The following is a 26,491-nucleotide window of genomic DNA, read 5'->3' on the forward strand; positions in this document are numbered from 1 at the left end:
CTCTCTTAAATCACGCCACCAGCAAGGAGACGAAGGCTAAAAACGCAAACCCAAAACCGGCCCAGGTCACGCGTGAAGTGGCGCAAAAACGCAGACGCGCCATGCTGTTTTCAAACAGGGCAATGACCAGCACGCCGAGGACCAGCTTAACGACAGCAATCACCAGCGCCAGCAGCAGCCCGCCCGCAGTGAAGGTTTCCACCTGCCCCCACGGCAGGAACACGCCGACAAACATTTGCAAAACGACCAGTTGCTTGAGGCTGATACCCCACTTGAGCACCGCAAAACCGCTGCCGCTGTATTCGGTCAGCGGACCTTCCTGCAACTCCTGCTCGGCTTCCGCGAGGTCGAACGGCAGCTTGCCCATTTCGATAAAGGTGGCGAAGGCACAGGCGCACAGCGCCAGAATCAACGGGATGCTACGCGCGGCAGGCCAGTGATAAATGGTATCGGCAATGTTGCTGATGTGGGTCGAACCAGCAACCTGCGCCGCCACCCACAAGCCCAGCAGCAGAATCGGCTCCACCAGTACGCCGAGCATCGCTTCACGGCTGGCGCCGATAGCGGTGAACGGGCTACCGGTATCCAGACCGGCGATAGAAAAGAAGAAGCGGGCAATGGCAAACAGGTAAATCAGCGTGATCAAATCACCCAGTTGCGGTAGCGGCGAGCCCACGGTCACCACCGGCAGCGCGGTAGCGATAGTCAGCATAACGCCCACCATCACAAACGGCGTCAGGCGGAAGACCCAGCTGGAATCCGCTGGCGCAATGCTCTGACGGCCCAGCAGCTTGATAATGTCGCGATATTCCTGCAACACGCCCGGACCGCGGCGGTTATGCAAACGCGCACGCGCCACGCGGGTAATACCGGACAACAGCGGCGCCGCGGCAAACAGCACCAGCGCCTGAATTAACGGATACAAAACACTCATTCTCAGGCTCCTCGTGAAACCACAATCACCACCAGCACCGCCAACTCAATCAGCGCCAGGCGACGGAACAACACCGGTGCCGCCGCGTTCTGCCAGCCCGGAACCCAGGATACCGGGTTCAGCCATTTACGCAGTTTGAGTACCGGAGCAAAGGCTTCTTTAACCGGCATGGCAAAGCCGTGCGCAGTGATCACCATTGACTGCTCGTGATCGTAACCACACACCCACGCGGAACCGCGTGAACGTGACGGCAGGCGGTTGCCTTTGAAAATAGCCATGATGATGAACGGCAGCAGCGGACACGCGATCAGCAGCAGCGTGATCATCGGCTGAGATACGGTGGTATTCGCCGTTTCCAGCGGTAGCGGAACAGCGGCAGAAATCAGCGGCAGCAACCACGGGGCAGCAACGCCGCCAATCACGCAGCAGATAGCCAACGCAACCACGCTCACGCTCATCAGGATTGGTGCGCAGCAGGCGTTTTCCGCTTCCTTCGTGCGCGGTGCGCCGAGGAACGTCACACCGTAGACTTTCGCCATACACATCACCGCCAGCGCACCGGTAATTGCCAAACCGACAGCCAGCAACGGTCCTAACAGACGACCGATGAACGCGCCGCTGTTACCCAGCTTGAAGAAGGATTGATAGATAACCCACTCACCGGCAAAGCCGTTCAGCGGCGGCAGCGCGGCCATCGCCATCAGGCCAACCAGCATCGCCAGAGAAATCACCGGCATACGTTTACCGATACCGCCCAGTTTCTCGATATCACGGTGACCGGTGCGGAACCAGATGCTGCCTGCGCCCAAAAACAGGACGCTTTTGAACAGGCTATGGTTGACCAGGTGATACAAACCGCCGGTCAGGCCAAGTGCGATCAGTGCCGGTTGGTTAAGGGAAATACCGGTCACGCCAGCACCCAGACCCAGCAGGATAATGCCGATGTTTTCCAGCGTGTGGTACGCCAGCAGACGCTGGATGTTGTGCTCCATCAGGGCATACAGGCCGCCGATAAACGCGGTGATCATCCCCAGCACCAGTAGCGTAACGCCCCACCACAGCGGTGCATTACCGCCCAGCAGCGACAGGGACAGAATACCCAGCAGACCCACCTTCATTACCACGGTAGAGAACAGCGCCGCCGCCGGTGCACTGGCGTTGGCGTGTGCCTGTGGCACCCAACCGTGCAGTGGGATAATCCCGGCCAGCAGACCAAAGCCCGCCACACCCAACAGCCAGATGTCAGCACCGAGCGGCAGTTGCTGAGTGCGCAGGTCGAGCAAGCGCAGTTCCAGCGTACCGTAGCGCTGCCACACCAGATAGCAAGCGATCGCCAACAGCAGCGTACCGACACGACCCAGCGCAAACCACAGCTTGCCTTCTTTGCTGCACCCGGTCAGGAACACCGCACACAGCGCCATGATTTCCGCCATCACCACCAGCGTGCCGAGGTTGCTGGCAACCACGGCGCACACCGCCGCCGCCATCAGCAGATTAACCAGCAGTCCGTTGGCTTTTACCTGCGGGTGACGGTGCCAGTCGATGTTGTACAGGCTGACGAACAGGCCGCACAGACCCAGCGTAATCAGCCAAATAGCGTTCAGCGGCGACATTTGCAGGCTATGACCGATAAACGGCATCACGCCGCTAACCGCAACGGCGCGGGTCAGTACGAGGAACCCCGCAGCCGCCGTACAGAGGCTACCCACCGCACCGCCGACACCGGCGATCCAGCCGCTTAACGGCTTATGAAACGAAAACAGAAATGCCAGAACCGCCGCCGCCGTAAACCAGGCCACGCCGCTGTTAATCAGTGAAATTGCGCTCATTTTGCATCCCCACTCTGAGCCTGCTGAAACAAGGTGAGATCGCCGAAGTCGGTATTGAACGTCAGCTCACGCTTACGTTTGCTGGCGCGGGCGATGTCCATATTGCTCACCAGATGCAGGGCTTGCGTTGGGCACATACGCACGCAGGCCGGACCTTGTTCATCAAAGCTACACAAGTCGCATTTCACCGCAATGGCGCGAATACCCGGCACCCAGTCCAGCAGCGTGCTGACGCGAGCTGGCGCTGGCGGAGCAGGAGGCGCTTTTGACGTGTTGGCGTTCGCCGGGATATGCAGCGGACGGCTGCCTGAAAACTCAATGGCCCCAAACGGACAGGCGATCCCGCACAGTTTGCAGCTCACGCACAGGCTTTCATTCAGCTGTACGGCGCCGTCGACACGGTTAATCGCATTGACCGGACAAACGGTGGCACAAGGCGCATCTTCACACTGGTGGCAAAGCTGCGGCGCAGATTCTTTTTCATTTAGCATCACTTTCAGGCGCGGCATTGACTGCAGGCCATGCTGGCGATGTGTCTCTGAGCAGGCGGCTTCACAGGTGTGGCAGCCGATACAAAGAGTGGAGTCAGCAATTACAAAACGATTCACCAGGCATTCCTCAGGTGATAGTCATTTTTGACGAAAACATGTCTATCAAATGTCATTTTCGACACTTATCGACATGCCCATTCCCTAAACTGTCGTGACGCAGCATACGCACCGCATCATGACTTACGTGGACACACCCGAGGCTTAAACCGGGCTATGACCCTCTACCAGTTGGCTTAAATTCACTGGCATATTGTTTTCAACCGCGGTGTACAGGCTGTCGTAGACGCTGGCGATTTTTTCGAGATAGTGCTCCAGCACCTGTTCCCGATCGCGGTTGCTGATACGGTCATCGACCTTGCCGTCGAGAGACAGTTGTGCCTGTGCAATCAACTGCTTATCTTCGCCATCTTTCGTTTCAACGTAGTACTCGATGGTATGGCTGTTAAAGCCGTCCGCCAGCGTGACGTAGATAACGAAGTGCTCAAACAAGACAAAGCACAGGTCCTTGTCCGGCGCGCAGCTCATCGCATGATGTAAACGCGCTTTCGACAGGGTGATCCCCTGTACCAGCGAGTTGCAATAAATACGCCACTGGTCCTGTAGGCGACGATGCCGTTCAGCGATGTAATCGGCTTTTTCGCTTATTTCCCAAATAGTCATGTCAGGTTACCCGTTTAGCAGAGACATTCTGCGTTAAGCACGTTTCATGCCAATATTTAATTGCTTATATTTCATATGGATAAATAAATTACTGGTCGTGACGACATGTCATTTCGTCATCGTCGTCATTGTCACGGGTGAAAAAATTCAGTTTGGCATGTTTTTTGCTTTTATCCCGATAACAACATGGGAGGCGATATGCACGAAATAACCCTCTGCCAACGGGCACTGGAATTGATTGAACAACAGGCTACGCAACACGGTGCAAAACGGGTTACTGCGGTCTGGCTCAAAATTGGCGCATTTTCTTGCGTAGAAACCAGCGCTCTCGCCTTTTGTTTTGATCTGGTATGCCGTGGCACCCTTGCAGAAGGTTGTAAACTCCACCTCGAAGAACAAGAAGCCGAATGTTGGTGTGAAACATGCCAGCAGTACGTCACCTTACTGACCCAGCGCGTGCGCCGTTGTCCGCAATGTCACAGCGACATGCTAAGAATCGTGGCCGATGACGGCCTGCAGATTCGACGAATTGAAATAGGCGATGCTGAAGATTAAAGCTGGTGACAAAGTAGGCCGGATAAGACGTTAGCGTCGCCATCCGGCAAAAAGCGAGTAACAAGCAATAGATCAGGAGTGAGCGATGTGTACGACATGTGGTTGCGCTGAAGGCAACCTTTATATAGAGGGTGATGAACATAACCCCCACTCGGCGTTTCGCAGCGCGCCATTTGCCCCGGCCGCTCGTCCGGCGCTGAATATTACCGGTGTGAAGACCGCCAGTTTCACCCCGAGCCAAACTGAAGAAGGCGATTTACACTACGGTCATGGTGAAGCCGGCACCCACGCGCCAGGCATGAGCCAGCGCCGTATGCTGGAAGTGGAAATTGACGTGCTGGACAAGAACAACCGTCTGGCCGAGCGTAACCGCGCCCGCTTCGCCGCCCGTCAGCATCTGGTGCTGAATCTGGTCTCCAGCCCCGGTTCAGGTAAAACAACGCTGTTAACCGAAACATTGATGAAGCTGAAAGACAGCGTGCCGTGTGCGGTGATCGAAGGCGACCAGCAGACGGTTAACGATGCCGCGCGTATTCGCGCCACCGGTACACCCGCCATCCAGGTGAACACCGGTAAAGGCTGCCATCTTGATGCACAAATGATTGCCGATGCCGCGCCACGACTGCCGCTGGCAGACAACGGTATTCTGTTCATTGAAAACGTCGGTAACCTGGTATGCCCGGCGAGCTTCGACCTCGGCGAACGTCATAAAGTGGCGGTGCTTTCCGTTACCGAAGGCGAAGACAAACCGCTGAAATACCCGCATATGTTTGCCGCCGCCTCGCTGATGCTACTCAACAAAGTCGACCTGCTGCCGTACCTCAATTTTGATGTTGAACAATGCATCGCCAGCGCCCGGGAAGTGAACCCGGAAATTGAGATCATCCTGATTTCCGCCACCAGCGGTGAAGGCATGGATCAATGGCTCTCCTGGCTGGAGACGCAGCGATGTGCATAGGTGTTCCGGGTCAAATCCGCACCATTGAGGGAAACCAGGCCAAGGTCGATGTTTGCGGTATTCAGCGCGACGTCGACCTGACGCTGGTCGGTAGTTGTGATGAGCACGGTCAACCACGTCTGGGACAATGGGTCCTGGTGCACGTTGGTTTTGCCATGAGCATCATTAATGAGGCTGAAGCGCGCGACACGCTCGAGGCGCTGCAAAACATGTTTGACGTTGAGCCGGATGTCGGCGCGTTGCTGTACGGCGAGGAAAAATAAATGCGTTTCGTTGACGAATATCGCGCACCAGAACAGGTGATGCAGTTGATTGACCACCTGTGTGAACGTGCCGCTCACCTCCCCTACACCGCTGAACGTCCGCTGCGCATTATGGAAGTCTGCGGTGGTCATACCCACGCTATTTTCAAATTCGGTCTTGACCAACTGCTGCCTGAAAACGTGGAGTTTATTCACGGCCCCGGCTGCCCGGTTTGCGTGCTGCCGATGGGCAGAATTGACAGCTGCGTAGAAATTGCCAGCCACCCGGAAGTGATTTTCTGCACCTTTGGCGACGCGATGCGCGTCCCGGGAAAACAGGGTTCGCTGCTGCAGGCCAAAGCGCGTGGCGCAGATATCCGTATCGTCTATTCGCCGATGGATGCCCTGAAGATGGCGCAGGAAAACCCGACCCGCAAAGTCGTGTTCTTTGGTCTGGGTTTTGAAACCACCATGCCGACGACCGCTATCACGCTCCAGCAGGCAAGACAGCGTGACGTGCAAAACTTCTACTTTTTCTGTCAGCACATTACGCTGATCCCAACACTGCGTAGCCTGCTGGAACAGCCAGATAACGGTATTGACGCCTTTTTAGCACCGGGTCACGTCAGCATGGTCATTGGCACCGATGCCTATAATTTCATCGCCTCCGATTTCCATCGCCCGCTGGTGGTCGCCGGTTTCGAACCGCTCGATCTGCTGCAAGGCGTGGTAATGCTGATTGAGCAGAAAATTGCCGACCACAGCCAGGTTGAGAACCAGTACCGTCGCGTGGTGCCGGATGCCGGTAACGCCCTGGCGCAGCAGGCTATCGCCGAGGTGTTCTGCGTCGATGGCGACAGCGAATGGCGCGGTCTGGGCGTTATCGAATCTTCCGGCGTTCATCTGACGCCTGACTACCAACGTTTTGATGCCGAAGCACATTTCAAACCGGCGCCACAGCAGGTGTATGACGACCCGCGCGCGCGCTGCGGCGAGGTGCTGACCGGTAGATGTAAACCGCATCAGTGCCCGTTATTTGGTAAAACCTGTAATCCGGAGACCGCATTTGGCGCCCTGATGGTCTCCTCCGAAGGCGCGTGTGCCGCCTGGTATCAGTATCGTCAGCAGGAGTGTGAAGCATGAACAGCGTACAACTCGCCCACGGTAGCGGCGGTCAGGCTATGCAACAATTGATCAATAGCCTGTTTATGGAAGCATTTGCGAATCCGTGGCTGGCGGAACAAGAAGATCAGGCGCGTCTGGATCTGGCGCAACTGATGGCTGAAGGCGACCGTCTGGCATTTTCGACCGACAGCTACGTGATTGATCCGCTGTTCTTCCCTGGCGGCAATATCGGCAAGCTGGCTGTCTGCGGTACGGCTAACGACGTCGCCGTCAGTGGTGCGATCCCTCGCTACCTCTCCTGCGGGTTTATCCTCGAAGAAGGTCTGCCGATGGACACGCTGAAAACCGTGGTCAACAGCATGGCGGCCACCGCGCGCGAAGCGGGCATTGCCATCGTCACCGGCGACACCAAGGTGGTGCAGCGCGGCGCGGCGGACAAACTGTTTATCAACACCGCCGGAATGGGCGCGATCCCCGCTAATATCCACTGGGGTGCACAAACCCTGAGCCCAGGCGATGTACTGCTGGTCAGCGGAACGCTCGGCGACCACGGCGCAACCATCCTTAACCTGCGCGAGCAGTTGGGGCTGGACGGTGAACTGGTCAGCGACTGCGCGGTGTTAACGCCGCTGATTCAGACGCTGCGTGACATCCCCGGCGTGAAAGCGCTGCGCGACGCCACTCGCGGCGGCGTGAATGCAGTCACCCACGAGTTTGCGGCGGCCTGCGGCTTCGGCATTGAATTGTCCGAATCATCCCTGCCGGTGAAGCCAGCGGTACGTGGCGTCTGCGAACTGCTCGGTCTGGATGCACTCAACTTTGCCAACGAAGGCAAACTGGTTATCGCCGTGGAACGCCAGGCCGCAGAAAGCGTGCTTGCCGCGCTACGCGCGCATCCGTTGGGCCGCGATGCGGCGCTGATTGGTGAAGTGGTGGAACGTAAAGGCGTTCGTCTGGCCGGACTGTACGGCGTGAAGCGAACTCTTGATTTACCACACGCCGAACCACTCCCACGCATATGCTGATATATTGCCCGGTGGCGCTTCGCTTACCGGGCCTACGGATGGCGTACCCTGGCCATCCGACAATAATTTTCAACTTATACCTATAATTCATTTACCGTTTTTGCACCGTTGGTGCTTCCTGGAAAAGCAATATGTCGTATACACCGATGAGCGACCTCGGACAGCAAGGCTTGTTCGATATCACTCGTACATTATTACAGCAGCCCGATCTTCAGTCTCTCAGTGAGGCGCTTTCTCAGTTGGTCAAGCGTTCGGCGCTGGCCGACAGTGCGGCTATTGTGTTATGGCAGGCGCAGACGCAGCGTGCGCGTTACTTCGCGACGCGTGAAAATGGTAAACCCATCGATTATGAAGACGAAACGGTGCTGGCACACGGTCCGGTGCGCCGCATTCTGTCTCGTCCCGATGCCCTGCACTGCAGCTACCATGAGTTTAGTGAAACCTGGCCGCAGCTGGCATCCGGCGGGTTGTACTCCCAATTTGGTCACTACTGTCTGCTGCCGCTGGCGGCCGATGGGCGCATCTTCGGCGGCTGTGAATTTATCCGCCACGAAGACAGCCCGTGGAGTGAAAAAGAGTACAACCGCCTGCAAACCTTTACCCAGATCGTCGGCGTCGTGGCCGAACAGATCCAGAACCGGGTCAGCAACAACGTCGACTACGATCTGCTGTGTCGTGAGCGTGACAACTTTCGTATCCTGGTCGCCATCACCAATGCGGTGCTCTCCCGCCTGGACATTGATGAGCTGGTCAGCGAAGTCGCCAAAGAGATCCACCACTACTTCGATATCGACGCCATCAGCATCGTGCTGCGCAGCGATCGCAAAAATAAGCTGAGCATCTATTCCACCCACTATCTGGATGAGCATCATCCGGCGCACGAGCAGAGCGAAGTTGACGAAGCGGGCACGCTCTCTGAGCGGGTATTCAAAAGCAAAGAGATGCTGCTGATTAACCTGAGCGAACGTGATGCGCTGGCGCCTTACGAACGCATGCTGTTTGACACCTGGGGCAACCAGCTACAAACCCTGTGTCTGCTGCCGCTGATGTCCGGCAACACGATGCTTGGCGTCCTCAAGCTGGCCCAGTGCGAAGAAAAAGTCTTCACTACCGCCAATCTCAAGCTGCTGCGCCAGATTGCCGAACGCGTGGCCATTGCTGTCGATAACGCCCTCGCCTACCAGGAGATCCACCGCCTGAAAGAACGGCTGGTCGATGAAAACCTGGCATTGACCGAGCAGCTCAATAACGTGGACAGTGAGTTTGGTGAAATCATTGGCCGCAGCGAAGCCATGTACAGCGTGCTCAAACAGGTCGAGATGGTGGCGCAAAGTGACAGCACCGTGCTGATTCTGGGCGAGACAGGAACGGGTAAAGAGCTGATTGCCAGGGCTATTCACAATCTGAGTGGACGTAATGCCCGTCGGATGGTGAAGATGAACTGTGCGGCGATGCCTGCCGGACTGCTGGAAAGCGACCTGTTTGGTCATGAGCGTGGCGCGTTTACCGGTGCCAGTACGCAGCGCATCGGGCGTTTCGAACTGGCCGATAAAAGCTCGCTGTTTCTCGACGAAGTTGGCGACATGCCGCTGGAGCTACAGCCTAAGCTGCTGCGCGTTCTGCAGGAGCAGGAATTTGAACGCCTGGGCAGCAACAAGCTGATCCAGACCGACGTGCGGTTGATCGCCGCCACCAACCGCGATCTGAAAAAAATGGTGGCCGATCGCGAATTCCGCAACGATCTGTACTATCGCCTGAACGTCTTCCCGATCCATCTGCCGCCGCTGCGCGAGCGCCCGGAAGATATCCCACTGCTGGTGAAAGCCTTCACCTTTAAAATTGCCCGCCGGATGGGGCGCAATATCGACAGCATTCCGGCTGAAGCGCTGCGCACATTGAGCGGCATGGAGTGGCCGGGTAACGTGCGCGAACTGGAAAACGTGGTGGAACGTGCGGTCCTGCTGACCAGAGGCAACGTGCTGCAACTGTCCCTGCCGGATATCATCACGCCGGCGCCGTGCACACCGCCGGTGGCGACCGAAGTTGCGCAGGAAGGCGAAGATGAATTCCAGTTGATTATGCGCGTGCTGAAAGAGACCAACGGTGTGGTCGCCGGTCCAAAAGGCGCAGCACAGCGGCTGGGACTGAAACGCACAACGTTGCTCTCACGCATGAAGCGACTGGGTATTGATAAGGATGCGCTGGTTTAACGATTGTGGCTGATGGCGCAGATGCGTATGCCTTTGTAGGCCGGATAAGGCGCAGCCGCCATCCGGCACACCGCAACATTACTTCTTAGGCTTAAATTTCTCTGGCAATTCCGGTACCGGGCGTTTGTCATCAATCAGATGACGCACGGTCAGGATCGGATGACGCCAGAGCATCCTCGGCCCGGACCAGCGCATAATCTGCTTCATCTCTTCGCGTTTTGCAGGTTGATAACAGTGCACCGGACACTGTTTGCAAGCTGGTTTCTCCTCACCAAATACGCACTTATCCAGTCGTTTTTGCGCATAGGCAAACAACGTATCGTAATGCCCCGGCTCGTCTGAAGCCTGCGGGCACTGGCTCTCATACAGCGAGATCATTTTCTGGATCGTCATTTTTTCACGTGCAATACGTTTGCCGGACATGATGCCTCCACATTTAAGTTGCATGCATAATACACCTTAGTAATCCGCGGCACTATTACCTGAAGGTGATACATCCTTAGCACCCTACGTAAATAAGAATTATTTTCATTTATCATGCCTTGTGCTATATAACATAGCAAAGGCTATATTCGATGATAAATTAACCACTTTCTTGTGAGGGATACTATGCCGCGCCTGCCCCATCTGAAATCGTTTCTCCTTGCCTGCGTCCTGACGCCGCTGACGCTGTCGCCTGCATCGGCGCAAGAAAAATTTAAGGTGGTCACCACCTTTACGGTGATTGCCGATATGGCGAGCAACGTAGCGGGTGACGCAGCCGAGGTCAGCTCCATTACCAAGCCGGGGGCTGAAATTCACGAATATCAGCCCACGCCGGGCGACATTAAACGCGCGCAGGGCGCACAGCTGATCCTCTCCAACGGTCTCAATCTGGAACTGTGGTTTGCCCGCTTCTACCAGCATTTATCCGGCGTGCCGGAGGTGATGGTCTCTGACGGCGTGAAGCCGATGGGCATCAGCGAAGGCCCCTATAACGGCAAGCCGAATCCCCATGCCTGGATGTCAGCTGAGAACGCGCTGATTTACGTCGATAACATCCGCGATGCGCTGATGAAGTACGATCCGGACAATGCCACCATCTACCAGAACAATGCAGAGCGCTATAAAACAAAAATTCGTCAGACGCTCGATCCCCTGCATGCGGCGCTGGCAAAAATCCCGGCCGATAAACGCTGGCTGGTCACCAGTGAAGGCGCATTCTCCTATCTGGCGCGCGATAACGATTTGAAAGAGCTGTATTTGTGGCCGATCAACGCCGATCAGCAAGGCACACCCAAACAGGTGCGCAAAGTGATCGATGCGATCAGAACTCATCAGATCCCGACGGTATTTAGCGAAAGCACGGTGTCCGACAAGCCTGCCCGTCAGGTGGCGCGTGAGTCCGGCGCACATTACGGCGGCGTGCTGTATGTCGATTCGCTGAGCGCTGCTGATGGCCCTGTACCGACCTATCTGGATTTACTGCGCGTGACAACGGAAACCATTGTCAGCGGGATTAACGCAGGTTTGGGGAGCCAGCCATGAGTCATTCAGCGATTTCCGTCAATCAGGTGACGGTGACGTATCGCAACGGACACACCGCGCTGCGCGATGCCACCTTTCAGGTACCGGGTGGTTCGATTGCCGCGCTGGTCGGGGTCAACGGCTCCGGGAAATCAACGCTGTTTAAAGCGCTGATGGGGTTTGTCCGCCTGGCGCAGGGCGAAATTTCCATTCTGCAGCAGCCGGTCAGCAAGGCGCTAAAACAGAATCTGATTTCCTACGTTCCCCAGTCGGAAGAGGTGGACTGGTCATTTCCGGTGCTGGTGGAAGACGTGGTGATGATGGGACGCTTTGGCCATATGGGCTGGCTGCGACGACCAACCGCGCGCGACCATCAATGCGTGGATGCGGCGCTGGCGCGGGTCGATATGCTGGAATACCGCCATCGGCAGATCGGCGAACTCTCCGGTGGGCAGAAAAAACGTGTTTTTCTGGCGCGCGCCATCGCCCAGGACGGACAGGTCATTTTGCTGGATGAACCGTTCACCGGCGTAGACGTGAAAACCGAGGCCCGCATCATCGACCTGCTGCGCGAACTGCGCGATGAGGGGCGCACGATGCTGGTCTCTACTCACAATCTGGGTTCGGTGACCGAGTTTTGTGATTACACAGTCATGATCAAAGGGACGGTGCTGGCGAGCGGCCCGACCGACTCCACCTTTACCCCTGAGAATCTCGAGCTGGCGTTCAGCGGCGTCCTGCGCCATGTGAAGCTAAGCGGCGGTGAGCAGCACGTAATCACCGATGATGAACGGCCGTTTATTTCTCGACGTACGCCTAACGAGGGGGAATCACCATGAACTGGCTGACAGAACCGTTTGGCTACCAGTATATGCTCAACGCCATGTGGGTCTCGGCGATGGTCGGCGGCCTGTGCGCGTTTCTCTCCTGCTATTTAATGCTCAAGGGCTGGTCGTTAATTGGCGATGCACTGTCACACTCGATTGTGCCGGGCGTTGCCGGGGCCTATATGTTAGGGCTCCCCTTTGCGCTTGGCGCGTTTCTTTCTGGTGGGCTGGCAGCGGGCAGTATGCTGTTTCTTAACCAGCGTTCGCGCCTGAAGGAAGATGCGATCATTGGGCTGATTTTTTCCTCTTTCTTCGGCATCGGGCTGTTTATGGTGTCGCTCAATCCGATGTCGGTGAACATTCAGACCATTATTCTCGGTAATGTGCTGGCGATTGCACCGGAAGATATTCTGCAACTGGCGATTATCGGCGTCATCTCACTCACCATTCTGCTGTTGAAGTGGAAAGATTTGATGGTGGTTTTTTTCGATGAGAACCACGCGCGTTCTATCGGTCTGAACCCAGGCCGCCTGAAGCTGTTATTTTTTACGCTGCTCTCAGTTTCCACCGTTGCGGCGCTGCAAACTGTCGGCGCATTTCTGGTGATTTGCCTGGTAGTGACGCCCGGTGCCACGGCCTGGCTGTTGACCGATCGCTTTCCCCGGCTGCTCACTATCGCCGTCGCTATCGGTAGCCTGACCAGCTTTTTCGGTGCCTGGCTAAGCTACTGGCTGGACGGCGCGACCGGCGGAATCATTGTCGTTTTGCAAACACTGCTGTTTCTGCTGGCGTTTGTCTTCGCGCCAAAACACGGTCTGTTGGCCAACCGTCGCCGCGCCCGCCAGGTGAATAAGGAGTCCTCATGTTCTTAACCGCCCTGTTGGAACCCTTTCAGTTCAGCTTTATGGTGAACGCGCTGACCATCTCCGTTATCGTCGCCATACCCTGCGCGCTGTTGTCGGTTTTTTTGGTGCTTAAAGGCTGGGCTTTGATGGGCGATGCCATGAGCCATGCGGTATTTCCGGGGATCGTACTGGCTTACATCGCGGGCATTCCGCTGGCCATTGGCGCGTTTATCGCTGGGCTGTTCTGCGCGGTGGCGACCGGCTATCTCGATGATAACAGCCGCATCAAACGCGACACGCTGATGGGTATCGTCTTCTCCGGCATGTTTGGCGCAGGACTGGTGCTGTACGTCTCAATCCAGTCTGAGATTCATCTGGACCATATTCTGTTCGGCGACATGCTCGGTGTCTCGCTGGGGGATATCGCACAAACGGCGGTTATTGCGCTGGGGATTGCCCTTGTCATCGGGTTAAAGTGGAAAGATCTGTTGCTGCACGCCTTCGATCCGCACCAGGCAAAAGCCTGCGGGCTGAACACCACCCTGCTGCATTATGGTCTGCTGTGTATGATCGCGCTCACCATCGTCGCCACGCTGAAGTCGGTGGGTATTATTCTGTCGATCTCGTTGTTAATTGCGCCGGGCGCGATTGCAATTTTACTCACGCGCCAGTTTTCCCACGCCCTGATACTCGCCGTCGTCATGTCGATGGCCACATCATTTATGGGTGTGTACCTGTCATTTTTCATCGACAGCGCACCGGCCCCGACCATCGTCGTCTTATTCTCCCTGCTATTTGTTATCGCCTTTATTTATTCCACCCTGCGCGATCGCCGTTTAGAACGGCGACGCCAGCAATACGATCTCTAACGTGTGGGCACTCAGATGCCCACTTTCGTTATTAGAATACGCAATGACAATTTTATCAGCGTATTGAGCAACTCACTCCCTCTGAAACCATGCCATATTTACCGACGTTATTTATCGCGACGATAGTAACTATCACATCAGATATAAATAAATACAAACAGGTAAATTTTTATGAGCAAGATGAGCATGTCCGAAATATATTCTGAACCAGAAGCCTACGGATTACCGCGTAAAGGTATTACACTTAATAGCAAGACTGCTGCATTGGTGGTAGTTGATCCACAAGTTGATTTTCTAAGTCCGCAGGGAATTGGCTGGGAAGTATTTAAAGACAGCATCACCGAAAACAATACCGTAGAAAACCTGGAAGCGCTGTTTAAGTTGGCAAAAGAACAGCATCTTCCTGTATTTGTCTCTCCACATTATTATTTCCCACATGATCATAAATGGGTATCGACCGCACCAGGCGAAACATTTATGCACAGCACGGGAATGTTTGATCGTCAGGGACCGCTGAACGTGGATAATTTCGAAAATTCAGGTGCTGACTTTATGCCGCAGTTTAAACCCTATATTTATGACGGCGAAACGGTCATTACATCACCGCATAAAATTTTTGGACCAGAAACCAACGATCTGGTGCTGCAACTCAGAAAACGTGGCATCTCCCAGGTCATTCTGGCAGGTATGGCCGCCAATCTGTGCATTGAATCCCATTTGCGTGAATTGATTGAGCAAGGCTTTGAGGTTGTCGTAGTTAAAGACGCCACGGCAGGGCCACGAATTCCGGAAGGTGACGGTTATCTCGCCGCACTCACCAACTACCGTATTATTGCTAATGATTTATGGGACACTGAAAAGACGATTGAAACAGTAAAAGCCGCAGCTAAGTAACGACTATCGGCACCTTTCATATCATTATCTAATTGCTGTGCAGTTATCGCCAACAACTGCACAGAAAAATCAATAAAACGGAACCCCTCCATGAAGCTTAAGTTAAAGGTGATTGCGGCATGTATTTTACTTTCCATGTCCGTTTCAACCTCCGTGGTGATTGCCGCCCCTAATTCTAACGAGACAACCTACTTAGTTAATCGTGGTAACCCACAGTTAAAAGTAAACGGTAAATATATCGATCAGATGATTGCCGAGGTGATGGCGAAAAATAATCTGCCCGGTTTATCCATGGCGATCGTTCAGGCTCCGTATATCCCGCGCTCAGCTGGATATGGACTGGCAACACTCACCAATGATGAATTGGCTTCGACCAAAACTATGTGGGGTATCGGGCCAATCACTCAGGCTTTTACCGCCGTAGCGGTCATGCAGCTGGTAGAGCAAGGAAAATTAAATCTTAATAACCCAGTAAGCAAGTATATACCCGGCTTACCGGAAAGCTGGCATAACATTACGATACTGGAGTTAATGCAACACTCTTCCGGGATCCCCGACTTCAGATCCTTCGGCTATAAACAAGCGCAGAAATATACACCTGCGCAGCTGGTTGATCTTGTCAAAAATAAACCACTCGAATTTAAAAACGGTACTGATATCAACGCCAGTGCGACCGACTTTATTTTGTTAGGGATGGCTATCGAAAACGTCAGCGGGATGCGTTATGAAGACTTCGTTATCAAATACCAAATTGAACCATTAGGCCTGCAAAGCACACAGTTCGCGAAGGATATGCCAACGAAAGCCTATCTGGATCGCCCAACACCCGACAAACAACACAACCAACACGCTAAATTTAAAGCAGAAATCGCCTACATCAACCCGGTTGAACCCGCAACCGGTTATGTCGCCGCGGGTGAAAAACTGGAGCCGGTCAGCGCTATCGCCACCGATAACCTGTACGCGTACGGCGGCTTGTGGTCATCAGCTGAAGACATCAGTAAATGGGACATCGGTCTTGCAGGCAGCACGCTAGTTAAAGATAAACAGCTGCGCGATATTATCTACAGCCCCGCAAAACTGAAAAACGGCAAAGTCGTGCCCGCTATGGCTGGCTGGGAATTTACCCGTCATCCTGGTTTCCTTGAAATCAAAGGAACGACCGCTGGTTTCAGCGCCTATCTGAGCCGCTTTACCGCCGGTGATGAACTGGTTTGCGTGACGATACTGACCAACAAAGAAGGTGTCGACATGACCCAGGTGGCACGTGATATTGCCGAAGCCTACAAAACCGGACTGAATTCTGGTTTAAATTCAGAGAAAATCAAAAATCAAGAGAGTAAATACTCTGTCGATGAGACTATTTCCCGACTGAAGACCATTCTGAATAGTGAAGGTGTTCCGTTATTCACCGAGATTGATCATGAGAAAAATGCCGAGGGCGCTGGCATGAACCTCAGACCAACGAAAGTCCTGGTATTTGGTAATCCTAAAGTCGGTACAAAACTGATGCAGGATAAACAGGGCATATCGCTTGATCTGCCGTTACGTGTTTCCGTCTGGCAGGATAAGATTGGTCGGGTTTGGGTTAGTTATGAAAACCTTGATGACGTGGCAAAAATTTATGGTATCCAGGACCAAAAGACCGTTGATAGTCTTGATAATTTCATGACTAATCTGGTCAGTCGGTCTGTAGATGTTTATATCCAGTAACTGGATTTAGTATTCTCAACGCCCCCACGCTGCGAGGTCAGAACCTGCCCCGCAGCATATAAAGCGCTAATTTATCAGCCCCAGCTCAACAGCGGGCTGAGCGCTTCGCGCCCCACCAGCGCCCGTAACGCGGGCAGGCGACAGCTGTGAGCCAGCAGCGGAGGCAGCGCAAAAATGATGTCGCTGGAGAGCATGACATTCTCCAGTTGCCCCCATAAGTACCAGCCAGTATCAACACCACTTGGCGGAACAAAAAAATGCAAATGTCCGCCCTCTGGCGGTTCATCGGCAATGCCCAGCCACTGGCTAAAGCGCGGGATAGCCGGTGAAACGTGCGTCACCCGCGAGCAGTTACGGACCTGGCTTGCAGGAATGTAAAACTCCTGCGTTCCCATGCGGATGCGCACGGCCGCCAGGTTAACGGGTTGCGTCATCACCACAGGTCTCCTGATAACGGTCAAATACCAGATTCAGATCCAGCAGGGTGAACCAGGTGTCGCCCACCTTGACCACCCCGACCGCAATCGGCTGTAGCGCCGGAGGCAGCGAATCACCGGGTAAATGAATCTGGCTTTCCACCACCTCAAGAACATCAATCAATCTGTCAATCAGGATGCCACTTTGCATCCTCTCACCGCAGCCAATCAGGATAGTCCGTTTTCCCAGGGCGTTAGCCACGGGGTTGTCAATCAGGCCGTCCAGCCTCATGACTGACTCCACACGCCCGCGATAGTTGATCACGCCTTCAAGCATCGGCGGACAACAGGGTACCCACGAGATAGGACGTTCTGCGAGGATCTCTCTTATCTGCGCGCCATAGAAAGCAAAGTTTTTATCCGCCAGCTGAAATAACACCAGCGTGCACTGCGGCTCATCGACGCTTTCACACTCGGGTTTCTCACCATGATTCAGCGCCAGGATCTGCTCCAGTTGTGGACTCATGCCCTCTCCTTTTCTTCAGCGATACAGAAGGTGTTGCGGCCTTTTTGCTTGGCGGCATACAGCGCCTGATCGGAACGCTCACGCAGCGTTTCAATACGATCGCCAAACTGCCACTGCGCGATACCAGCGCTGAAGGTACTGTGAAAATAGGTATCATTAACGGAGAACGCGACCTGCTCGTAATCCTTGCGTAAACGTTCCACTACCAGGGCTGCCGTTTCGCTGGTGGTATTCGGCATGATGATGGCGAATTCTTCCCCGCCGTAGCGGCCCACGATGTCGGTGCTGCGTAAACGATGGGAAAACAGCTGCGAGATGCCGACAATCACCTGGTCTCCGACGACATGGCCGTAGGTATCGTTAATATTTTTAAAATGATCCAGGTCCACCATCACCATGCAGAACGGTTTACCGCTGTAGTTAGATTCGGCGATCGCGCTTTTAAGAAAGTGGGTGGTCGTCGAGTGGTTGTATAACCCACTCAAACTGTCCTGCGACATCCGGGCGCGCAGGGTGCGCATTCTTTCCGCTCGGATCGACACGGCATGGATCAATCCCTGAGGATCGGCCTGTTTGAGGATAAAGTCCTCCGCACCAATACTCATGGCGCCAAACTGCGCCGTCTTATTAGTTTCACTGGAAAGATAGGCAATCGGCAGGCCAATGTGCTGCGGGATCTGGCGGATCAGTTTGGTCAGATCCACGCCGCTAAACTCAGGCATGTGGTAGTCCATCAGTACCAGATCAATCGGCTGGGCGTTCAGCACATGCAGCAAATACTGAGGTTTCTCCAGCACATGCACGTCCATTCCCGCCATCCGCAGCATTTCCGCGTTGTATTCCGCGACCGCTGGCTCATCGTCAATCAACAGGATCTGATAGGGTTTCTTTAGCGACGGCTGGGTTAAGCGGTGAAGCTCCTGCACTAAGTCGGTGATAGACGCCGGTTTAACAAAGTAGCCGTCGCAGCCCGATTTTATGGCGTTAATGCGCGCCGTAAAGTCGCTGTGACAGGAGAGAAACAGCACCGGGAAAGCGGTGCCAACTTTCTTTTTCAGATCCGACATGGTCAGCGGGCCGCCGTAGGCGTTGTCCGGAAAGCTGACATCCATGATCACCACGGAAGGCGGTTGCGCCAGTACGGCCTGGGTAAAGTCCTCGGTATTCGCAAAGACATGGCAGGTAAAACCAAAGCAGCGCAGTTGGGTGGCGAGCAGCTCAACCTGATCGAGGTCATCATCGCACAGGTAGATCGGTTTACTGGTACGGCGGACAAACGCCTCCTCTGGACGCTCCTCAGGGTTCGGTAATTTGAAGCCTGTGTCGCTGATACGATGCTCAAGACTGAGCTGTTCTTGCGTCAGGGTATACAGCCAACGGAGGATCCTCCGCAGCTCATCGCAATGTAATGTGCATTGATCCGGCTCGGTGAGTAATCGCTCACCTTCCGCGGAGGCAGTAGCGAGCGGAGCAAAGCCAAAAGACCCGGCAGACCCGTGAATACTGTGCAGCAAAATATGCAGCTGTTTACGACAAACCTCGCTGGGTTCGGCGACCAGTTGCACCAATAGCCTGTCCGCTTGTGCCAGCATATCGGGAATGCGGCGTAAAAACCCCTGTCTCAGCCGTGAGATTTTTTCCTGAGCGGCAGCCATAGCAAGGTGCTTATTTTCTTGTTTCATCGTGAGGTTTTTGACTTATTCAGTAGCAGGCTGCAGCAGCGCATTGACCGCGGCGCCGAGTTTTTCCGCCAGATTTTCATCTTTTTTCACCCAGCGATCATACGGCACATCGCTGGCCGTCACTTCATTGGCGCTCAGCAAAATAAACGGTTTAGACCAGCCCTGGGCACGCAGCAGCGCCAGCAGATCCAGTCCGCTGATCTCTGGCATATGCAGGTCGCTAATCACCAGATCGAGTGTTTTATCCGAATCCAGGCACGCTAAGGCAGAGATGGCACTTTCCACAATCACCACCTCGTAGCCGTCCATTTCCAGGAAGACGGATGCCAGTTCAGCGGCAAAAAGATCATCATCAACTAATAAAATTCGCATCGTCTCTCTCGGTGTTGTGCCCTCAGCACAACAGCATTTTTAAGGTTTTTATCAGGCTGTCCTGCTCGAAATCGCCCTTGGCAATATAGGCATCCGCGCCTACCTGAATACCGCGCCGCCGGTCTTCTTCCTTGGCGCGGGAGGTCACGATAATAATCGGCGTGTGCTGGTAGTTTTTCTCGCCACGCAGCGATTTTGTGAAGGTAAAACCATCCATAAACGGCATTTCGACATCCGTCAGGACCGCATCAAACTGGGTCAGTTTCGCTTTCTGCAAGCCTGACAGCCCATCTTCCGCTAGCGTCACCTGATAGCCGTGCGCTTCCAGTACATTTTTTTCTATCTCGCGGGTATTCAGCGAGTCATCAACCACCAGCACATGCCAGGCGTTTTGCGCCACACTCACCGGTTTTACGGGCGTACTGGTTTGTCGCGATTGCTGCGCCATCGCCATCAACGCCGGAACTTGTAAAATACTGACCAGCTGGTTCTCCGGCGTCTGGACCATTCCGGATACCAGCGATTGCTGTTGCATATGCTTCGGTAGCGGTTTGATCATCATCTTGCGCTCATCGAGCAACTTATCGACCCGCAGCGCCATCTTGCTGTACTGATTCTGCACAATGATTAAGCGCTGCCCCGCCGGAGAACGGCTTCCCTGACGTGCGTGTATACCGAGTAGCAGGCCTGCGCAAACCACCGGAATAAACTCGTTATGCAAAATAATGGCCGGGCGTCCGGCAATATCGCTGATCCCTTCCGGGGTGTACTCCACCACCTCAACCACGTACTGAGCGGGCAACCCAAACAGGTGTCCCTGCTCTTCAAATTGCAGGATACGCATCATTGTCAGTGATACCGGCAGACGCAGCGTGAAACTCGTTCCGACACCTTGCCGACTGTACACCTGCAAATCCCCCTGCAAATCGGTTACCACCGTTTTGCGCACCACATCAAGACCGACGCCGCGACCGGACAGTTCAGAAACGATTTTGCTGGTTGAAAAACCGGGATGAAAAATAAGTTCATTGCACTCCTGCTCGGAGAGCTGCCCGGCCATCGACGCGGGAACCAGTCCTCTACTGACCGCCTTCGCGCTGATGGCCGGATAGTTCAGCCCACGGCCATCATCTTCCACCCGCAGTAATATTCCGCTGCCATCCTGCTGGGTAGTGATGGTGATCGTACCGCGCGTGGATTTACCGAGCGCCAACCGCTCATCAATGTCACCAATGCCGTGATCGACCGCGTTGCGCAGTAGATGCGTCAGCGACTCCGATAGCCGGTCAATAAGCTGGCGGTCAATCTCCACTTCCCCGCCCACAAAGCGGCAGACCACCTGCTTATTCAGCGTGGAGGCCAGCTCACTCACCTGCAATGAAATCGGCTCAAAGAGCGTGGAAAGCGGGAGCATGCGGATCCGCGCCGCCACGTCATACAGTTCAAACATCTGCAAATGCTGAACCTGGACGCTCTCTTTTAACTGGGCGCTGAAATCGCGGATCTGCTGACGAAGTTGCTCTGCGCTTAGCCCTAACAGCCGCGGCACAATGTGACTCAGGTTCTGTATCTGCTGTTCCAGGCGGTCATGACCGGCGACCACTTCCCCCAGAATGTCGATAAGATCATCCAGCTTGTTGAGCTTGACGCGCACGAAGTCAGCCTGCTTAATGCCACCGTCCACGGTAATCGACGCCGCCGACGGCGCGGGTTTGTCCGCGTGAATAACCGCCTCCACCGCCAACGTAGCGGCTTCACCACGGCTCGCATAGGCAAGACGTTCACACAGCCCCACATCCGCAGGCGGCAGCTGGTTATCCCCTGCGCTAACAAAAAGCTGGGTCAATTGGTTTGAGAGATACTCCACCGCTTCATGAATCAGGTTGCCCAGCGCCCGGTCCGGCGTCAGTTTTTTTTCCCGCAGTTCGCTCAGGACGTCCTCCAGGTGATGCGTGACATCGGCGATACTTTGCAGTTTCAGCATCCGAGCGCCCCCTTTCAGGGTATGCGCGGCGCGAAACATCTCACCGATCCCGGCATCAGTATGTTCCCCAGCGGAGAGCAGAAAGGCCCCCTCGCTGAGCGTCTGCAAATGACCTCTCCCTTCATCAATAAAACGCAGAACGAATTTTTTCAGATCGATAGCCATAATCGTTCTTATTACCCGCTTTGATGGGCGAATTGCGCCAGTTGATGTTCACACAGAAAGCGAAACGTCGTGCCGGGAAAGACCATCGGCAAACGTAGACGACACACCGTTGAAGGATTGTTGATTTCATCGTTAAGTAATTGCATCACCACGCGATAAGTCCGCTGCGCGGGCTGGTGAAGTTCACTTTGGCGATACATTTCGGCCAGATAATAATGCGCGGGCCAGTAACCCGGTTCCTGATAAACCACCTGTTTGAACCAGGCAATCGCCTGCTGCGTCTGGTGCTGCCACATCATCGCCAGACCGAGCAACATTTTTGCCTCTGCCGACCATTCATCCTGGGCGAGGATCTTTTGCGCATTGCCGGTGGTCTGCGAGAACTCTCGCTGCTCAAGCGCAATCACGCCCTGAATCAGCAGCGCATCCTGATGGCCTGGATCGCTGCGTAATACGCAGGCGATACACTTTTCAGCATCGGAAAAACGTTTTTCATCGAGGCAGGCACGCGCCTTTTTCAGCCAGTCGTCAGACTTAAGCGTCGCGGGTGCGGCAGGCTCGACGGCAACAACGGGGGCGGTAACGGTCACGCGCGGCGTAGCCCGTGGTGTTGGCACAACCCGAGGAGATTCAGCGTGGTGGCAAAAATAGAAAATGCTCTCTTCCTGCTCAAGCTTCAGGATATCGAAATTGTTCGCCAGCGTTTCTGCGTTGCCGAAGAACAGAGCGCCGTGCGGCTGCAGCATCTTTTGCAAATTTGCGTGCAGCTCGCGGCGGGTCGGCGTGTCGAAATAGATAGACACGTTGCGCAGCAAAATAATGTCCACTTCCGGCAGCAGTTGCTCTTTGATGATGTTGGTGCGGTGGAATGACACTTTTTCACGGATGACGTCATGCAGCCGAAACTGGTTTCCCGTACGGGTAAAATAGCGCTGCTGAATTAACGGATCGACGCCACGAAACGAGTAGCTGGAATAGCTGGCATTTCTGGCTTTCGCGAGAATTGCCGGGTCAATATCACAGCCGTAGAGTTCAACCCGTTCCGCCATCCCATCCTGGTACTTTTCATGCAGTTTGATGGCCAGCGAGTAGGCTTCTTCCCCTGATGAACACCCTGCGCTAAGAATACGCACCGGACCGCTACGCTGTTGCATGATGCGCGGCACCCATTTTTCGCAGATTAAATCCAGCGTGTCGCTTTCACGGAAAAAATACGTTTCGTTAATCGTAATCAGGGTAATAAAGCGATCAAACTCATCCTGCGACAGCCGCAGTTTTTCATAGTATTCATAATAATCAGTGATATTACGCTCAGCCATGCGCTGACTCAGCGCCGATTTCAGCAGCGCTTCCATCGCATTATCAAAGTGCAAACCCACCCGTTCTTTGATCAAGCGGGCATATTCTGGAAGGTTGGGTATCATGGCAATGTACTCTCGAAATGCCCGTGACCTGCCATCGAAAGCAGCACCTTCGCGAGGCCATTCAGCGGGATCGTGCGGTGTATGAGCTGCTTATCAATCGCGTTCTTGTTCATACCAAAGACCACCGAACTTTCTTCATCTTGCGCCAGCGTTCGTCCACCTCGCTGGACGATAAGCTCGATGCCGCGACATCCATCGCTGCCCATTCCGGTCATGATCAGCCCAACCGCTTTTTCGCGGAACACCTCAGCGACCGACTCCAGTAACAGATTGCAGCTGGGGTGATACACGTCGCTTTCTTGTCGTGGAACCGTCGCCAGCCGTTGGTTACTTTTGACGATCAGATGCTGTTCCGGTGGCAGGATATAGACATTTCCGGCCTCCACCGGGTCATTATCCTGCGCCAGCCGTACCTTCAGATCGGTTACGCTGTCCAGCCAGTGCACCATGTTCTTGGCGAAACCATCGGCAATGTGCTGGGCAATCAGTACCGGACACGGGAACGTACCGGGTAAATCCTGCAACAGTTTGCTCAGTGCCTGCGGCCCACCGGTCGAACAGGCAATCGCCAGCACATAGGGCCAGTCGGCCGTGGTCTCAACCGTTTCCATTGCCAATCGCGTGCCCGACACACTCGGTTCTGCAGGGTAGCGTAACCCCTTGATATGACGGATGACCTTCACGCCCACCAGCAGTTCCACCTGTCGATGCAGTGTACGGATGGCGAGTGGGGAGTCGTAGTTATAGTGCAACACCGCCAGCGCCCCGCGAGAGATGTAATCCTCATCGCCTGCATTTTCACCACCAAAATGCATGACCAGGATAGGGATTGCGCTGGTCGCCATGATGGTTTCGACGATCTCGACGTTATCGGCGGTCGACGTTTCCAGCGTCAGGATCAGCAGATCAGGCCCTAACTGTTGCAACAACCGCATTGCCTGGCGGCGATGGGCCGCCTGCCCAACCACCGAAATATGTGGATGATCTTCCAGTTGCTTGACCAGTTGGTTGCGCGACACGCTGCCCAAATCCAGGATCAGTACCCGAATACCGCGGCTACTCATGCATCCATATCCATCAGGGTGAATGATGCAGAGGCCTCTTTCAGCGCCTTCGACAGCTGTGTCATATCCTGACTCACAATCAGAATGTCTTTGATCGACTGCGACGTGTAGTTACTGGCGACAACAATTTCACGCAGCGCCATGACCACCTGATTGCTGGCGGTTTTCTGCTGCTGGGTAGACAGCGAGATCTGCAGCGCCGCCGTAGAGGTTTGCTCTGCGGTAACGACGATATCATTCAGGTGCTCAGCGCTCAGCTGACACGCCCTCGTCCCCGATTTTATGCTCTCGCCACCTTTTTCCGCGTTCAGCACCAGGCGATTAATCGCGTTCTGGATTTCACTAATTTTATTCTCGATTTCAACCGTCGATTCGGTGACTGAATCCGCCAGACGACGGATTTCAGCCGCCACCACGGAGAAACGTTTCCCGGCTTCTCCGGCGCTGGCCGCTTCCAGCGCGGCGTTAAAGGCGATCAGTTTGGTTTGATCCGCCACACTGTTAATGATCACCATCACGCGGCTGATTTCCGTCGACTTGTTGCCGAGCATCATGATTTCACGCATGTTTTGTTGGTTATCGTTGTCGATATCCGTCATACGCATCAGCAGCTGCGACATCGAATCCGATCCTTTATTGCAATCCTCAAGCGTCTGGTTGGCAATATCGACCACCGCCCGCGAATGCTCGGCTATCTGGGTGGAAGAGGCCGACAGCTCTTCCATGGTGGAGGTAATTTCAGCCACTGAAGATGAGGTTTCCACGCTGGTTGAGGCCTGGCCGTCTACCGCCTCGGTGATGTGCAATGATGCCTGGTGCACTGAGTTCGCATGAGACACCATATCCCCCACCAGCGAGTGCAGGCGCTGGCGCATCATTTCTACCGCGCCGAGCAGTTCGCCAATTTCATCAGGATGATCGACCTGCACATCCACCGTTAAGTCACCTTCCGCGATGGTCTGCGCAATTCTCAGCACACGGTTTAGACGGCGTGAAATCAGGAAGCGGCTGGCAATCGCAATCAGCAATAAAATGATGGGTAACAGCAACGCGGTGAACAGCAACAGGCCATTGCGCACAAGATTGCTGCTCTTGGCGACATCATCCACATAGCTGGTGGTGGCGATGATCCAGTTGATCCCTTCAATGTACTCATAGACGGCAACTTTGGTCTTAGGTGCGACACCATAACCACTCACCCAGTTGTAGTAGGTGATGCCATTTTTATGTTCGAGGATATCGGCAAACAGCTTATAACCGTTGGCATCAGTAATATTCACCGCCTGCTGGTTAGCCAGCGAAGGGTGTGCCAACATACGCCCGGGGTCGAACCCGGCATCCAGCACGTAGGCGTAGCCATTTTTACCAATATGCACATCCAATAACTGCCTGATGATCGGTTGCAGGGTCTGTTTGACATCAAACCCGACCGCCACGGCACCAATCACCTGACCATATTTATCGGCAATCGGCTCATAGTGGCTAATAAACTGCTTACCAAACAGCGTGACCACGCCAGAAAACGGTTTATTTTTCAGCAGTAATGGCAATGCCGGATTATCGCGCCCCAATACCGTTGCCGTCGCCGTGTTACCGGAACTGGCCAGCAACGTGCTGCTGACGCGAACAAACTGCTCGCCCTGCAGAATAAAGGTACTGGCAAAGACGCTGGTTAATTCGGTGAAATGGTCGTTTGTATTGGGGTTACTCAAAACGGCTTTTAGTTCAGACGCGTCCATAGAGCGCAGTGGCTTATTGGCTACATTCTGATAATTATTAATGTAAACATTGCTGTAATGTTCCGCATCCCGGGTAACCCGTTGAAACTCATTAGAGATATTGTTGTGGAAAATACGGGTGTTGGTTTTGATCATTTCCAGCGCATTAACCTGCAGCTCGCTGGACAGATAATTCGATAACATAAAAGAGGCGCCAATCAGCAGCGTGGCAATGCACACCACCAGAATCATGCCGAGTTTCATCGCGACACCCAGGTGAATACTGTGCAGCCAGGCGAGCACTCGTGCAGTGGGTCCGTCTGAAGATATGGCCGCCGGGCGTTCTTTTACTTTAATCATGTCACTCATATTTTTTATTCTCTGTCTGAGAAGGCGC

At 54.4% G+C, this 26,491-nt stretch carries 25 protein-coding genes; 12 read left to right on the forward strand and 13 right to left on the reverse strand.

From position 1 onward, the window contains the following. Positions 1-10 precede the first annotated feature (10 nt). From M2374_RS19285 to hycA, 4 genes are all read right to left on the reverse strand, one after another. Positions 11-934, reverse strand: coding sequence for a respiratory chain complex I subunit 1 family protein (locus tag M2374_RS19285; RefSeq protein WP_181688826.1), 924 nt, complete (start codon positions 932-934; stop codon positions 11-13). A gap of 2 nt (positions 935-936) precedes the next feature. Then, positions 937-2,763: a formate hydrogenlyase subunit 3 gene (gene hycC, locus M2374_RS19290; RefSeq protein WP_117343180.1), complete on the reverse strand. Its 1,827-nt coding sequence runs from the start codon at positions 2,761-2,763 to the stop codon at positions 937-939. Further along, on the reverse strand, positions 2,760-3,371 hold the full coding sequence (gene hycB / locus M2374_RS19295; protein WP_096755962.1) for a formate hydrogenlyase subunit HycB: 612 nt from the start codon (positions 3,369-3,371) through the stop codon (positions 2,760-2,762). The genes hycC and hycB overlap by 4 nt, the downstream gene beginning before the upstream one ends. A gap of 144 nt (positions 3,372-3,515) precedes the next feature. Continuing rightward, positions 3,516-3,974: a formate hydrogenlyase regulator HycA gene (gene hycA, locus M2374_RS19300; RefSeq protein WP_096755961.1), complete on the reverse strand. Its 459-nt coding sequence runs from the start codon at positions 3,972-3,974 to the stop codon at positions 3,516-3,518. 198 nt (positions 3,975-4,172) lie between these two features. Between hycA and hypA the strand changes: the two genes are divergently transcribed. The 6 genes from hypA (at position 4,173) to flhA (ending at position 10,089) form a co-directional block, all read left to right on the forward strand. Next, on the forward strand, positions 4,173-4,529 hold the full coding sequence (gene hypA / locus M2374_RS19305; RefSeq protein WP_096755960.1) for a hydrogenase maturation nickel metallochaperone HypA: 357 nt from the start codon (positions 4,173-4,175) through the stop codon (positions 4,527-4,529). An 85-nt stretch (positions 4,530-4,614) separates the two neighbouring features. Next, a complete protein-coding gene (hypB, locus tag M2374_RS19310; protein ID WP_096755959.1) occupies positions 4,615-5,487 on the forward strand; it encodes a hydrogenase nickel incorporation protein HypB in 873 nt (290 codons plus the stop codon). Then, positions 5,478-5,750, forward strand: a complete 273-nt coding sequence (gene hypC, locus M2374_RS19315; protein ID WP_096755958.1) for a hydrogenase 3 maturation protein HypC — start codon at positions 5,478-5,480, stop codon at positions 5,748-5,750. The genes hypB and hypC overlap by 10 nt, the downstream gene beginning before the upstream one ends. Further along, on the forward strand, positions 5,751-6,872 hold the full coding sequence (gene hypD / locus M2374_RS19320; protein ID WP_096755957.1) for a hydrogenase formation protein HypD: 1,122 nt from the start codon (positions 5,751-5,753) through the stop codon (positions 6,870-6,872). It begins immediately after the preceding gene. Further along, complete coding sequence (gene hypE, locus M2374_RS19325; RefSeq protein ID WP_096755956.1) at positions 6,869-7,879, forward strand: hydrogenase expression/formation protein HypE; 1,011 nt, start codon at positions 6,869-6,871, stop codon at positions 7,877-7,879. Before hypD ends, hypE begins: the two co-directional genes overlap by 4 nt. Positions 7,880-8,010: 131 nt before the next feature. Continuing rightward, positions 8,011-10,089 (forward strand): formate hydrogenlyase transcriptional activator FlhA, encoded by a 2,079-nt coding sequence (flhA, locus tag M2374_RS19330; protein WP_117343178.1) that lies wholly within the window; start codon positions 8,011-8,013, stop codon positions 10,087-10,089. A gap of 78 nt (positions 10,090-10,167) precedes the next feature. Here the strand turns inward: flhA and M2374_RS19335 are convergent, their stop codons facing one another. Next, positions 10,168-10,512 carry a nitrous oxide-stimulated promoter family protein gene (locus tag M2374_RS19335; protein WP_181689108.1) on the reverse strand — a complete coding sequence of 115 codons (345 nt, stop codon included), beginning with the start codon at positions 10,510-10,512 and terminating at the stop codon, positions 10,168-10,170. 186 nt (positions 10,513-10,698) lie between these two features. Between M2374_RS19335 and sitA the strand changes: the two genes are divergently transcribed. The 6 genes from sitA (at position 10,699) to M2374_RS19365 (ending at position 16,743) form a co-directional block, all read left to right on the forward strand. Then, positions 10,699-11,616, forward strand: coding sequence for an iron/manganese ABC transporter substrate-binding protein SitA (sitA, locus tag M2374_RS19340; protein WP_181688824.1), 918 nt, complete (start codon positions 10,699-10,701; stop codon positions 11,614-11,616). Further along, entirely contained in the window at positions 11,613-12,434 is an 822-nt protein-coding gene (gene sitB, locus M2374_RS19345; protein WP_115257617.1) for an iron/manganese ABC transporter ATP-binding protein SitB, read from the forward strand. Before sitA ends, sitB begins: the two co-directional genes overlap by 4 nt. Then, entirely contained in the window at positions 12,431-13,294 is an 864-nt protein-coding gene (gene sitC, locus M2374_RS19350; RefSeq protein WP_048213040.1) for an iron/manganese ABC transporter permease subunit SitC, read from the forward strand. Before sitB ends, sitC begins: the two co-directional genes overlap by 4 nt. Then, entirely contained in the window at positions 13,285-14,136 is an 852-nt protein-coding gene (gene sitD, locus M2374_RS19355; protein WP_117343176.1) for an iron/manganese ABC transporter permease subunit SitD, read from the forward strand. Before sitC ends, sitD begins: the two co-directional genes overlap by 10 nt. Before the next feature lie 171 nt (positions 14,137-14,307). Next, positions 14,308-15,030 carry a cysteine hydrolase gene (locus tag M2374_RS19360; protein ID WP_117343175.1) on the forward strand — a complete coding sequence of 241 codons (723 nt, stop codon included), beginning with the start codon at positions 14,308-14,310 and terminating at the stop codon, positions 15,028-15,030. A 90-nt stretch (positions 15,031-15,120) separates the two neighbouring features. Next, positions 15,121-16,743, forward strand: coding sequence for a serine hydrolase (locus M2374_RS19365; RefSeq protein ID WP_181688823.1), 1,623 nt, complete (start codon positions 15,121-15,123; stop codon positions 16,741-16,743). A gap of 74 nt (positions 16,744-16,817) precedes the next feature. Here the strand turns inward: M2374_RS19365 and M2374_RS19370 are convergent, their stop codons facing one another. From M2374_RS19370 to M2374_RS19405, 8 genes are read right to left on the reverse strand one after another with little or no spacing between them, the layout of a single operon-like run. Beyond that, complete coding sequence (locus M2374_RS19370) at positions 16,818-17,177, reverse strand: hypothetical protein (RefSeq protein WP_096755950.1); 360 nt, start codon at positions 17,175-17,177, stop codon at positions 16,818-16,820. Further along, a complete protein-coding gene (locus tag M2374_RS19375; RefSeq protein ID WP_096755949.1) occupies positions 17,161-17,685 on the reverse strand; it encodes a chemotaxis protein CheW in 525 nt (174 codons plus the stop codon). Before M2374_RS19375 ends, M2374_RS19370 begins: the two co-directional genes overlap by 17 nt. Beyond that, positions 17,682-19,367, reverse strand: a complete 1,686-nt coding sequence (locus M2374_RS19380) for a diguanylate cyclase (protein WP_181631919.1) — start codon at positions 19,365-19,367, stop codon at positions 17,682-17,684. Before M2374_RS19380 ends, M2374_RS19375 begins: the two co-directional genes overlap by 4 nt. Positions 19,368-19,382: 15 nt before the next feature. Next, entirely contained in the window at positions 19,383-19,739 is a 357-nt protein-coding gene (locus M2374_RS19385; protein WP_117343173.1) for a response regulator, read from the reverse strand. A 22-nt stretch (positions 19,740-19,761) separates the two neighbouring features. After that, complete coding sequence (locus M2374_RS19390; protein ID WP_259155705.1) at positions 19,762-21,888, reverse strand: response regulator; 2,127 nt, start codon at positions 21,886-21,888, stop codon at positions 19,762-19,764. A gap of 11 nt (positions 21,889-21,899) precedes the next feature. Continuing rightward, a complete protein-coding gene (locus M2374_RS19395) occupies positions 21,900-23,312 on the reverse strand; it encodes a protein-glutamate O-methyltransferase CheR (RefSeq protein WP_181491035.1) in 1,413 nt (470 codons plus the stop codon). Further along, positions 23,309-24,376, reverse strand: coding sequence for a chemotaxis protein CheB (locus M2374_RS19400; RefSeq protein ID WP_117343170.1), 1,068 nt, complete (start codon positions 24,374-24,376; stop codon positions 23,309-23,311). The genes M2374_RS19395 and M2374_RS19400 overlap by 4 nt, the downstream gene beginning before the upstream one ends. Then, positions 24,373-26,463 carry a Cache 3/Cache 2 fusion domain-containing protein gene (locus tag M2374_RS19405; protein ID WP_117343169.1) on the reverse strand — a complete coding sequence of 697 codons (2,091 nt, stop codon included), beginning with the start codon at positions 26,461-26,463 and terminating at the stop codon, positions 24,373-24,375. The genes M2374_RS19400 and M2374_RS19405 overlap by 4 nt, the downstream gene beginning before the upstream one ends. Positions 26,464-26,491: the final 28 nt, after the last annotated feature.

It is taken from the genome of Citrobacter sp. JUb117, from assembly GCF_024809055.1.
GTDB classification, from domain to species: domain Bacteria; phylum Pseudomonadota; class Gammaproteobacteria; order Enterobacterales; family Enterobacteriaceae; genus Citrobacter; species Citrobacter gillenii.